Below are 14,504 nucleotides of genomic sequence, written 5' to 3' on the forward strand. Positions count from 1 at the left end.
TTATAGTGTAATACTTTCATTATAGCTTTCTTCATCCTCTTCATCTTCATCAAAATCCAATTCAAAAAGGTCAACAAGTGATGCTTGTCCTTCTATTGTCGTGTACTCAAACACTTCTCGAATCGATACTTCAATGTATAATTCTTTACGGATCATCGACACCAATCGGGTCGCCAGTAAACTATGACCTCCTAATTCAAAGAAGTTATCATAAATCCCTACCTTTTCTATTCCCAATAAATTCTGCCAGATAACAGCCAACTGTTCCTCTGTCTCTGTACGTGGCGCAACATATTCCTGTGTAGAGAGATCTGAATTATCCGGATCCGGTAACGCTTTTCTGTCCAATTTACCATTAGGAGTTAACGGCAGCTGATCCAGCTCAACCCAGATCATCGGAACCATATACTCGGGTAAACTTGATTTCAATTGTTCTTGTACATCTGCTTTATCCAGTTTGCCTTCTACCACCACATAACCAACCAAACGTTTGTTACCACTTGCATCCTCTTTGGCCAATACTCCACACTGAATAATTCCAGATAAAGAAGATAAAGCATTCTCGATCTCACCAAGCTCAATACGATACCCTCGAATCTTAACCTGATTGTCTTTCCTGCCGATAAACTCAAGGCTTCCGTCAGCAAGCCAACGCACTAAATCGCCTGTCTTATAAATTCTGTCTCCTCCTGCAAAAGGATTTGCTATAAACTTCTCTTGGGTTAATTCTTCTCTGTTTAAATAACCTCGTCCTACTCCTACACCACTAACCCATAACTCTCCAACAACTCCAATCGGACATAAATTATCATACGCATCTACAACATACAACTGCATATTGGCTACAGGCTTACCTATAGGAACTACAACTCCAGAAGGAGCCTCGTACATAATATGAAGACTGACATCATCTGATGCTTCTGCAGGACCATAAGCATTCACTACAGCAATAGAAGGAAACGACGCAAACCAGGATTCTAATAATGAAATCGTAGCCGCTTCTCCTGTAACCAGAAAATAACGTAAATCTTCCAAACCTTTTCTTGAACCTGTTTCCAATAAATTCAATATATACGAAGGAACTAACTGAAGATGCGTAACTCCATAAGAACATAAAGCATTCTGAAAATCATTGGTGTCCAAGATCATGGACTCACTGTAAATCGCAATACGACCTCCACATAATAAACCACTTAATAATTGCCATACCGAAATATCAAAAGTAAAAGGCGCTGTAAAGGCAACAACGCTGGTACTGTCCATATTCAAATCATCAATCATAATCAAAAGATGGTTCAATAGCCCACTATGCTCTATCATAGCTCCTTTGGGAGCTCCCGTACTTCCAGAGGTATAAATAACATAACTCAACGAAGCAGGTGAATACGAAATACCTAATGGTTCTACAGAGCAATTGGCATATACCGAAGAGGAATCATCCAAAACGATAATCTTACTATCACTTAAGATCGCAGACAAAGCCTCTTTACTTGATGCATCGGTAAGAACCAAAGAACAACCGGTATCCTGAGCAATATAGGAAATACGGGATGCAGGATAATCCGGTTTAACAGGCACATAAGCTCCTCCTGATTTTAAAATACCTAAGATCCCCACAAGCATATTCAAACTACGATCTACACAGATACCTACCAGGCTATCTGCCACCACACCCTGATCACGAAGATAATGGCCCAGCTGATTAGAACGCTTATCCAACTCTTTGTAACTTAACTCTTCCGAGCCAAAAACTACAGCGATAGCATCAGGCGTTTTTTGCACCTGCTGCTCAAACAAATCAACTACCGTCTGATCCAATGGATATTCTACAAAGGTATCGTTGAAAACAGCTGCTATCTGATGGGATTCTGCCGCAGTCAACATAGGCAAACTATGTATTGGCTGACTGATATCACTCAACATATTCACCAACAACTCTTTATAATGCAACAACATACGATCAATCGTAGTCTGGTCAAATAAAGCGGTGCAGTAATTTATTCCTACCGAAATATCAAAATCACTTTCTGAGATACTCAACATCAAATCAAATTGAGCTGTCATTTGTGAATACTCGTACCTGGAAATTATAACATCTTCTACTATTGGGCTTTCTTCACTGGTATTTTCAATATCATTATGAAAATCAAACATTACCTGAAACAAAGGTGTCATACTTCTGTCACGAGTAGTTACTACACGGTCTACCACTTTCTCAAATGGAGCCAGCTGATGATTATAACTACCCAATGTCGTCTCTTTTACTCGGGATAAAAGTTCTTTAAAATCCGGATTACCACCCAAATCACTGCGTAGTGCCAGGGTATTGACAAAAAAGCCAATCATCCCTTCTAACTCCGATTGGGTACGGTTAGCAATTGGAGTTCCCACACAAATATCGTCCTGACCACTATAACGTGACAACAATACTTTAAAGGCAGCTAACATTACCATAAACATGGTAACCCCTTCTCTTTGGCATAATGCTTTTAAAGACTCTCTAATTTCTTTGTCCAAGACCAAGAAAATAGTTGAACCAGCCGTACTCTGCACAGCAGGGCGAGGATAATCTGTTGGTAAAGATAAAGTAGCCACTCCTTGAAGCTTCGCTTCCCAATACGCTAACTGTGCATCTAAAACAGCTCCTTCGAGATATTTTCTTTGCCAGATCGCATAATCGGAATATTGTAACGTTAACTCCGGTAAAACAGCTGTTCTGCCAGATTGAAGAGCGCTGTAAAACTCCATAAACTCATTCACCAAAATACCACCCGACCAGCCATCACTAACAATGTGATGAAGTACACAAGCCAATACATACTGCTGATTTCCTAAATCGTACAGACAGCTTCTTAACTTATAATCCTTTGCTAAATCAAAAGGACTCATCAGATAATCTTGCATACTGCTTGCTAATAAGGACTCCTCTGTTATTTTTACCTGATCCAGTGTCCAGTCTTCTGCGGATATTATTTGCTGATACCCTACACCATCTTCGGATAAAAGAATCGTACGCAATACCTCATGACGTGACACTATACTGTGTAATGTTTTCTCTAAAATTGATACATCTACCACTCCTTCCAAACGAAGAACAGTAGGAATATGATACTCTGTACTACCTTGCAACTGATCCAAAAACCACAAACGTTCCTGACTAAAAGACAATGGAATTCGCTCGGGACGATTCTCTGAAACAATAGTAGGCAGTAATACTCCTTTTGACTGAACCGATACATGAGCTCCTAAGGCTGCTATAGTAGTGTGTTCAAATACGTCTACAATTTCAATTTCTATCGTCAACTCTTTACGAATCATCGATACCAATCGCGTGGCCAATAAACTATGTCCACCCAACTCAAAGAAGTTATCATGAATCCCTATTTTTTCTATTCCCAACAACTGCTGCCAGATAACTGCCAACTGTTTTTCTGTATCTGTACCGGGAGCCACAAACTCTTTACTGGATAACTCGGAACTATCCGGATCCGGTAAGGCTTTCTTGTCCAATTTACCATTAGAGGTCAATGGCAACTGATCCAACTCAACCCAGAACATCGGAACCATATACTCCGGAAGGCTTACTCTTAAGCGTTCCTGTAAATCTGTTGTATTTAATTTATCGCCTGAAACTACATAACCGATCAAACGTTTGTTCCCAACTTCATCCTCTCTGGCTAAAACACAACACTGGATAATTTCTGAAAATGAAGACAATACATTTTCAATCTCACCCAACTCGATGCGGTATCCGCGAATCTTTACCTGGTTGTCCTTTCTACCGATATATTCTATATTTCCGTCAGCTAACCAACGTACTAAATCACCGGTCTTATACATTCTGTCTCCTTCAACAAAAGGATTCGCTATAAAGTTCTCTTTCGTTAATTCTTCCTGATTCAGATAACCGCTGGCTACACCTGATCCCCCAATGCATAACTCTCCAATAACACCAATTGGTACTAGATCTAATGAAGGATTTAAAACATACAAATTGGTATTGGTCAAAGGCTTACCTATTGGAATCGTTGTTGCTGAATCTGAGATCTCAAAAACAGCATAACAAGTAGCATACACGGTTGTCTCTGTAGGTCCATAGACATGGTGAATTTTTCCGAATCCTAATCCTGATAACATTTTTCGTACTGGAGTTATTGAAACTTTTTCACCTCCAAATAACAACAATCTTAAACTTGATAATAAGGATAAATCATATTCTGCCAAAGAATTAAACAAGGCAGTAGTAATAAAAATAACACTTAATTCATTCCTGTTTATAACCTTAGATAAAGCCCCGGCATCTGAAGCCACAGATTTATCTATTAAATAAAGACTCGCTCCATTTAAAAGACTGCCAAAAATCTCATAGGTCGATCCGTCAAAAGCATAATTAGACCATTGAAGTACTCGATCTGAACAATTAATTGCGATCGCACTCGATGGATCATTAATCAAAGTAATTACATTCTCGTCACTGATCGAAATTCCTTTTGGTACTCCTGTTGTTCCTGACGTATACATAACGTAGGCTGCGGAAGCAGAATGTCTTTCACTTACCACTTTCGAAGATTCATAAGCAGAAGATTCTGCTATATCTAAGAAGAAAATAAAATCTGAAACTGATAAACTTGATAGTAAAGAGTCTTCTCTGTAAAGAAGAAAATTCACGCTCGAATCCTCTACTATATACGATAATCGTTTTGAAGGTAAGGTAGGATCTAAAGGAACATAAGTACATCCTGATTTTAGGATCCCTAATATACTAACGATCATATCAAAACTTCTGTTAAACAAGATTCCTATTCGCGAATCACTAATCACTCCCATCGATTCAAAATAATGAACCAATTGGTTGGATCGCTCGTCCAGTTCTTTATAAGTCATCATCTGATCTTCAAAAACCAAGGCTATCGCTTGTGGTGTTTTAAGAACCTGATCATTAAATAAATCTACTATCGTTTTATCCTGAGGGTATGCAAATGCAGTATCATTAAAAACAGTCAATAACTGCTGCTTATCCTCTTGGTCAAGCATAGAAAGACTTTCTATTGGTTGGTTCATATCATTGACAACACTTACCAGTAATTCTTTATAATGCAACAGCATTCGATCAATTGTAGCTTTATCAAACAAAGCGGTACAATACCCCATATCTAAAGTAATACCGTTATTACTTTCAGTTATATGTAATGTTAAATCAAATTTCGAATTAGAAGTTTCAAACCCGTAATCTGAGAGGACAATATCTTGTAATTCTAAACTTTCCTCTTTATATAATTCAGGTGTATTTTGCAATATAAACATCACCTGAAATAAAGGGCTCGTACTCATGTCACGATTCGTAATCATTTGATCCACTACTTTTTCAAATGGAACCAACTGATGGTCATAACCGTCTAATGTGGTTTCTTTTACTTTTTCTAAAAGTTCCTTGAAACTTGGATTACCTCCAAGATCACTGCGAAGTGCCAACACATTTATAAAAAAGCCAATCATACCTTCCAACTCTGCTTGGGTACGGTTTGCTATTGGTGTTCCTACACAGATATCATCTTGCCCGCTATAACGCGACAACAATACCTTAAAGGCAGACAGCATTACCATAAACAACGTAACACCTTCTCTTTGACACAATGCATTTAAGGAATTGCTAAATTCTTTATCCAAGACTAAGAAAATACTTGAACCTGCCATACTCTGTACAGAAGGACGAGCGTAATCTGTTGGTAATGATAAGGTAGTCACTCCTTGCAACTTCTCTTGCCAATACGATAACTGTGCTTCTAAAACAGCTCCTTCGAGATACTTTCTTTGCCAGATCGCATAATCTGAATATTGCAGAGTAAGTTCCGGTAAAACAGCAGTTCTGCCGGATTGAAGAGCGCTGTAAAGCTCCATAAACTCATTCACCAAAATACCACCTGACCAACCATCACTGGCAATATGATGAAGTACACAAGCCAGTACGTACTGCTGGTTTCCTAAATCATACAAACAACTTCTTAACTTATATTCTTTTGCTAAATCAAAAGGCAACATCAGATAGTCCTGCAGACTGTTTTCAAATAAGGATACATCTGTTATTTTTACCTGCTCCAGCTTCCAGTTTTCTGCAGGTATTATTGCCTGATACCCTACTCCGTCCTCTGATAAAAGAACTGTGCGCAATACCTCATGACGCGAAACTATACTTTGTAAGGTTTGCGACAGGATCGAAACATCTACTGTGCCTTCCAGACGAAGAACAGTAGGAATATGATATTCTGTACTTCCTTGCAATTGATCCAAAAACCATAAACGTTCCTGACTGAAAGACAATGGAATTCTCGCCGGACGCTCCTCCGCAACAATAGTCGGCAATAAGACTCCTTCTGATTGAACCGATACATGAGCCCCTAATGCGGCTATGGTAGTATATTCAAATATTTCTCTGATAGCTAACTCAATAGACAATTCTTTACGGATCATCGACACCAATCGGGTCGCCAGTAAACTATGACCTCCTAATTCAAAGAAGTTATCGTAAACACCTATTTTTTCTATTCCCAATAAATTCTGCCAGATAACAGCTAATTGTTCCTCTGTCTCTGTGCGTGGTGCAACATACTCCTGTGTAGAGAGATCTGAATTATCTGGATCCGGTAACGCTTTCCTGTCCAGTTTACCATTTGAAGTCAATGGCATCTGATCCAATTCGACCCAGATCATCGGAACCATATATTCGGGTAAACTTACCTTTAATTGATCCTGTAAATCTGTTTTATTTAGCTCCCCTTCTACAACCACATAACCAACCAGACGTTTGTTACCATTTGCATCTTCTTTGGCCAAAACACAACACTGAATCACCGATTCTAACAATGACAAAGTAGTCTCAACCTCACCCAACTCAATACGATAACCACGAATCTTAACCTGATTGTCCTTTCTGCCGATAAACTCAATACTACCATCCGCAAGCCAGCGTGCTAAATCGCCTGTCTTGTAAATTCTTTCTCCTTCTATAAATGGATTTGTTATAAACTTCTCTTGGGTTAGTTCCTCCTGGTTTAAATAACCTCGGGATACTCCTGAACCGCCAATACATAACTCCCCAACTACGCCTACCGGTACTAAACTCAGCTGCGAATCTAAAATGTAAATTTGAGTATTACCTATAGGTCTTCCTATGTTTATTTCTCTATCGTTACAAGTACCCTTATCATAAAAAGAGATGGTAGAAGTTACGGTCGTTTCTGTCGGACCATATTTATTATAAAATGAATATCCTTCATTCCAGGCTTCCATTAAATCTTTATTACAAATCTCCCCTCCAACAACTATTCTTCTTAAGGATTTTAAATCGGTCCTCACAGGTAAAGTACTTAACATACTTGGAGTAGTATGAAAATGTGTTATCTTTTGAACATCAATAAAATTCAGTAAATTTTCAGTATCAAGAATCGTTTCTTTATTTACAAGAATCAATTTACTACCACTACACAAGGTTATAAAAATTTGTTCAACAGAAGCATCAAAAGCAAAGTTTGAAAACTGCAAAACAACATCACTTGAATCAATAGCAAATGTGTTAACCTGAGAAGTAACCAGATTTATACTATTTGTATGTTCAATCATTACCCCTTTAGGTCTTCCTGTACTTCCTGAAGTGTAAATTACATAAGCCAAATGATTCGGCGCTACTAGACCACTATAATCTTCTGTAGAATATCCTGAGATCACATCCCAATCCTTGTCTAACAGTACCACCTTAAGATGGGTATGTTCTGCTAATACTTTATGGCTTGCGGTGCTGCTTAACACCAAATTCATACCCGCATCTTGCAACATATAAGTAATACGATCTGATGGATAATCAGGATCTATTGGAACATAAGCCCCACCAGATTTCAAAATTCCCAAGATACCTACAAGCATTTCCAGTCTGCGCTCTACACAGATCCCCACAAGGGCATCAGCTTGAACTCCTTGTTCTCTTAAATAAGATCCTAGTTGATTCGATTTCTCATTTAATTCCTTATAACTTAATTCTGCTCCCTCATAAACCACAGCAATGGCATCCGGAGTCTTTTTAACCTGCTCTTCAAATAAATCAACTAATGACTTATCCTTTGGATACGCAAGAGCTGTGTCATTGAAAACAGTTAACAATTGGTGCTTTTCATCTGCAGTCAACATCGTCAGATTACCGATTGGCTGATTGATATCATTCACAATATCTGCCAACAACTCCTGATAATGCAACAACATACAATCAATTGTACCTTTATCAAATAAATCGGTACAGTATCCCATATTTAAGGCGATACCATTACTATTTTCAGATACATTAAAGGTCAAATCAAATTTTGAACCGAAAGTCTCAAATTCATAGTTTGAAATCTCAATATCCTCTAATACTGTTTCTGTAGCTTCTTCGGGTGTGTTCTGTAATACGAACATTACCTGAAACAATGGTGTCATACTTCTGTCACGGGTAGTAACCACTCGGTCTACTACCTTTTCAAATGGAACTAACTGATGGTCATAACTCTCCAAAGTCGTTTCCTTTACTCTTCCTAAGAGTTCACTGAAACTTGGATTGCTTCCCAGATCAGTGCGAAGTGCCAGGGTATTGACAAAAAAGCCAATCATGCCCTCTAATTCCGATTGGGTACGGTTTGCTATTGGCGTTCCTACACAAATATCGTCTTGACCGCTATAACGCGCCAGTAACACTTTAAAAGCTGACAACATTACCATAAACAAGGTAACGCCTTCTTTTTGGCATAATGCTTTTAAAGACTCACTGATTTCTTTATCCAAAACTAAGTAAACATCCGATCCTGCTGTACTTTGAATTGAAGGACGTGCATAATCTGTTGGTAAGGATAAAGTAGCCACTCCCTGAAGCTTCGTTTCCCAATACAATAATTGGGATTCTAATACGTCGCCTTCGAGATACTTTCTTTGCCAGATCGCATAATCTGAATATTGTAAAGCAAGTTCCGGTAAAACAGCTGACCTTCCTGACTGAAAAGCGCTGTAAAACTCCATAAACTCATTCACCAAAATACCACTTGACCAACCATCGCTGGCAATGTGATGAAACACACAAGCCAATACATACTGTTGGTTTCCTAAATCATAGAGACCACTTTTTAACTTATAATCCTTTGCTAAATCAAAAGGACTTGCTAAATAATGTTGCAGATTACTTTCCAATAATCCTTGCTCTGTTACTTTTATCTGATCCAGTTTCCAATCTTCCGCATCTATTACTTGCTGGTATCCTACACCATCCTCTGATAAAAGTATCGTACGCAATACCTCATGACGTGATACTATATTTTGTAATGTTTTTTCTAAAATTGATACATCTACTGCTCCTTCTAAACGCAGCACTATTGGGATATGATACGCAATACTTCCTTCTAACTGATCCAAAAACCACAAACGTTCCTGACTGAAAGACATTGGAATGCGCTCCGGACGCTCCTCCACAACAATTGCCGGCAATAATATTCCTGCCGATTGTCCCGCTACATGAGTTCCTAAAGTTGCTATAGTAGTATATTCGAATACTTCTCTGATAGATACTTCAATAGACAGCTCTTTACGAATCATCGATACCAATCGGGTAGCCAATAAACTGTGGCCTCCCAACTCAAAGAAGTTATCATAAACTCCAACTTTTTCTATCCCTAATAAGTTCTTCCAGATGGCTGCTAATTGTTCCTCAATCTCTGTACGAGGCGCAACATATTCTTTTGTAGACAAATCCGAATTATCCGGATCCGGTAATGCTTTTTTGTCCAGTTTACCGTTTGAAGTTAAAGGCATTTGATCCAATTCAACCCAGATCATCGGAACCATATATTCCGGTAAGCTTAATTTCAATTGATTCTGTAAATCAGTCTTATCGAGTTTGTTCTCTGAAACTACATAACCCACCAGTCGTTTGGTACCTACTGCATCTTCTTTAGCCAATACACAACATTGAATAACCGATGCTAACGATGACAACGTATTCTCGATCTCACCTAACTCGATGCGATAGCCTCGAATCTTAACCTGATTGTCCTTTCTGCCAATATATTCAATATTTCCATCCGGGAGCCAGCGTGCTAAATCGCCCGTTTTATAAATTCTTTCTCCTTCTATAAATGGATTTGCTATAAACTTCTCTTGCGTTAATTCTTCTTGATTTAAATAACCAAGTGCAACTCCTGAACCTCCAACACATAATTCTCCAATAACACCGATTGGCAATAAATTCAATTTGGAATCTACGATATAGGCCTGACTATTTTTAATAGGCTTACCAATAGGAAGATTGGTATAAGTAACTTTATCAATCGTATAGGTCGTCGAAAACGTAGTATTTTCTGTAGGACCATACCCATTGACTATATTTAAATCGCTATAAAGCTCTTTTAATTTATTGGTATAATTAAACAAAACTACATCACCACCAACTGCTAAATCACTCAAATTTTCAAAAACAGTTACATCATCTTCTACTACTTGATGAAACCAAGAGGCTGTCATCCACATAGTGGTAACTTTATTTTTTACAATAAGTTCTTTTAGATTGCTGACATTTAGCAATGCATTTGTATCTGCTAATATTAATTGACCTCCATTTAGTAAGGTTCCGAAAAATTCTAAAGTAGTAGCATCAAAAGAAATAGATCCTGTTGACAACCATACCGTATCTGAATTTAATGAGATATAATCACAACTTGTACATAAACTGACAATATTACGATGTGTTACCATCACTCCTTTCGGATTACCCGTTGTTCCTGAAGTATACATAATATAAGCAACTGAAGCAGGCTCTGTTTTATGTAAAATTTCAGAAGCTTTATAATTAACCGATTTATCTATATCCAGGAAGACGATAAACTCTGAAGATAGACCTGATAATAAAGATTCTTCCCTGTAAATCAGAAAATTGACACTCGAGTCCTTCAAAATATAGGATAATCGTTCAGCCGGTAATGTAGGATCTAAAGGAACATAAGTACTTCCTGATTTTAGGATACCTAATATACTAATGATCATATCAAAACTTCTGTTAAACAAGACTCCTATTCGGGAGTTTCTTATCACTCCAACCGATTCAAAATAATGAACCAATTGATTGGAACGCTCATCCAGTTCTTTGTAAGTCATTACCTGATCTCCAAAAACCAATGCTGTCGCATCCGGTGTTTTAAGAACCTGATCTTTAAATAAATCGCTTATCGTTTTATCTTGAGGGTAAGCTAATTCCGTATCATTAAAAATATTCAACAATTGATGTTCTTCTGCTCCGGTAAGCATAGAAAGCCCATCTATAGGCTGATTGACATCCTTCACAATACTTGTCAACAACTCCTGATAATGCAACAGCATACGATCAATTGTAGCCTTATCAAACAAAGCACTACAATATTCTATATCTAAAATAATATTATCTTTAGTTTCAGATATATTTAGCGTTAAGTCAAATTTTGAATTAAATGCATCAGACTCATATCCCGAAAGCATGATATTCTCTAAAGTCAGTTCGTCTGAACCTTCCGGTGTATTTTGTAATACAAACATCACCTGAAATAAAGGACTCATACTTCTGTCACGGGTAGTAACCACGCGATCTACAACCTTCTCAAATGGAACTAACTGATGGTCATAGCTGTCCAATGTAGTCTCTTTTATTTGCTCTAAAAGTTCCTTAAAACTTGGATTACCTCCAAGATCACTGCGAAGCGCCAGCGTATTGACAAAAAAGCCAATCATTCCCTCTAATTCCGATTGGGTACGGTTTGCAATTGGAGTTCCCACACAAATATCCTCCTGCCCGCTGTAACGAGATAACAATACTTTAAATGCCGATAACAGCAACATAAACAAGGTAACACCCTCTCTCTGACATAACGTATTTAATGATTCACTACATTCTTTATTTAAGATAGCCGAAACATTTGATCCCGCTGTACTTTGTATCGAAGGACGGGGATAATCTGTTGGTAAAGTTAAGGTAACTACATCTTGCAGCTTTTCTTCCCAATAGGATAACTGGGATTCTAAGACAGCTCCTTCGAGATACTTTCTTTGCCAGATCGCATAATCTGAATATTGTAAAGTTAATTCCGGTAAAACAGCTGTTCTGCCATATTTCAGCGCACTGTAAAGCTCCATGAACTCATTGACCAAAATACCTTCGGACCAACCATCACTGGCAATGTGATGAAACACACAAGCCAATACATACTGTTGGTTTCCTAAATCATACAGACAGCTTTTTAATTTATAATCTTTTGCTAAATCAAAAGGACTTACTAAATAATGCTGTAGATTACTTTCCAATAATCCTTCGTCTGCTATTTTTACCTGGTCCAAAGTCCAGTTTTCTGTACTTATAACTTCCTGATACCCTACACCATCTTCTGATAATAATATCGTACGAAGTACCTCATGACGGGAAACTATGGCTTGTAATGTTTGTTCCAAGATGGATATATCCAGTGCTCCTTCCAGACGAAGTACAGTAGGCATATGATATTCTGTACTGCCTTGCAATTGATCCAAAAACCACAAACGTTCCTGACTGAAAGACAATGGAATTCGCTCCGGACGTTCTTCAACAACAATAGCAGGCAACAATACTCCCTCTGACTGAACGGATACATGAGCCCCTAAAGCTGCTATAGTAGTGTATTCAAATACTTCTCTGATTGATACTTCGATAGACAATTCTTTACGAATCATCGACACTAATCGGGTAGCCAATAAACTATGCCCTCCCACCTCAAAGAAGTTATCATAAATACCTATTTTTTCTATACCCAATAAGTTCTGCCAGATTACTGCTAATTGCTCCTCCGTTTCTGTACGCGGCGCAACATAGGCCTGACTAGACAAATCAGAATTATCCGGATCCGGTAAGGCTTTCCTGTCCAGTTTGCCATTAGGAGTCAGCGGCATGTGATCCAGTTCAACCCAGATCATCGGAACCATATACTCGGGTAAACTTGATTTTAATTGTTCTTGTAAATCAGCTTTATTGAGTTTTCCTTCTACCACTACATAACCAACCAAACGTTTGATACCATTAACATCTTCCTTGGCCAAAACACAACATTGGGTAACCGATTCTAATAATGATAATACATTCTCAATCTCACCCAGCTCGATACGATACCCACGGATCTTAACCTGGTCGTCTTTCCTACCGATAAGTTCAAGATTACCATCAGGCAACCAACGTGCCAAATCACCCGTTTTATATATTCTCTCTCCTTCTATGAAAGGATTTATGATAAATTTCTCTCTATTTAACTCTTCTTGGTTCAGATAGCCAAGGGCAACTCCTGTTCCTCCGATACATAACTCTCCAATTATACCAACAGGTAAAAGTGTATTCGATTGATTTAATACGTAAAACTTATTATTCCATAAAGGTTTACCAATTGGTACATGAACTAAACCATCCAGATTGTTAATGGTATCAACTTCAAAATAAGAACTGTCAATGGTAGTTTCTGTAGTACCATAACTGTTAATGATTCTCATGGAATGTCCAAATCTAACATACACTCTTTTGAAATCATTCATGCTGCAGATATCAGAACCTAAAATCAAAAGCTTCATCCAGCTATAATCTAAATTCTGATCATGGATATAATCCATTAATGGAATTACTAATCCCGGAGTACCTTCCAATATAGTAACACCGGTTTCTGAAATCAAGCTATACAATCGAGCCGGATCAAGTCGAATATCTGAAGAGCAAAGTATCATTTTACCTCCAAATAACAAACTTCTGCATAAATCTCCTGAAAATACATCAAAAGAAAAACTGGCCATTTGTAATAAACAAGTTGTATGATCGAGTTTATAAGATGCTTCCCAGCTTAAGGCTATGTTCAATAAACTGGTGTGACTAATCGCAACTCCTTTGGGTCTACCTGTAGAACCTGAGGTGTAAATACAATATACCTTTTGTTCTGAATCTAAAGTTATATTTAAAGCTGTGATCGGTTGCTGATGTATATGCTCTTTACATAAATCTATTGCAACTCCTGTAATCTCAACTTTATCAGCAATTAGAAATTCATAGTCCTTTTGGGTAACAAAAAAGGAAATACCACTGTCCTCTATTATATAATCAATACGGTCTTGCGGATATTCAGGATCTATTGGCACATAAGCACCTCCTGATTTTATAACCCCTAAAACACTTATCAGCATCTCCAAACTACGATCCAAACAAATGCCGACTAAATCCCCGGCTTGGACACGTTGTTTTAGCAAATAATGACCTAATTGATTCGACTTCTCATTTAATTCTCTATAAGTCAATTCTTCTCCTTCATAAACCACTGCAATGGCATCAGGAGTATTTTTAACCTGCTCTTCAAATAAAGCAACTATCGTTTTGTCCTTTGGATAGTCTACTGCCGTATTATTAAAAACATCTAATAACTGGTATTCTTCCTCTGTAGTCAACATTGACAGAGTACCTATTGGTTCAT

At 37.9% G+C, this 14,504-nt stretch carries 1 protein-coding gene (running past one end of the window); it reads right to left on the minus strand.

All coding sequences use genetic code 11. From position 1 onward, the window contains the following. On the minus strand, nucleotides 1-14,504 hold the 3' portion of the coding sequence (locus tag ACHRV5_RS17500) for a non-ribosomal peptide synthase/polyketide synthase (RefSeq protein ID WP_395427625.1). Its footprint extends 14,371 nt past the window's final position; the window shows 14,504 of its 28,875 coding nt (coding positions 14,372-28,875); the start codon falls outside the window, past its right edge — the gene reads right to left on this strand; its stop codon occupies nucleotides 1-3.

The sequence above is a fragment of the Flavobacterium sp. FlaQc-52 genome (assembly GCF_044007495.1).
In the GTDB taxonomy this organism is placed as follows: domain Bacteria; phylum Bacteroidota; class Bacteroidia; order Flavobacteriales; family Flavobacteriaceae; genus Flavobacterium; species Flavobacterium cupriresistens.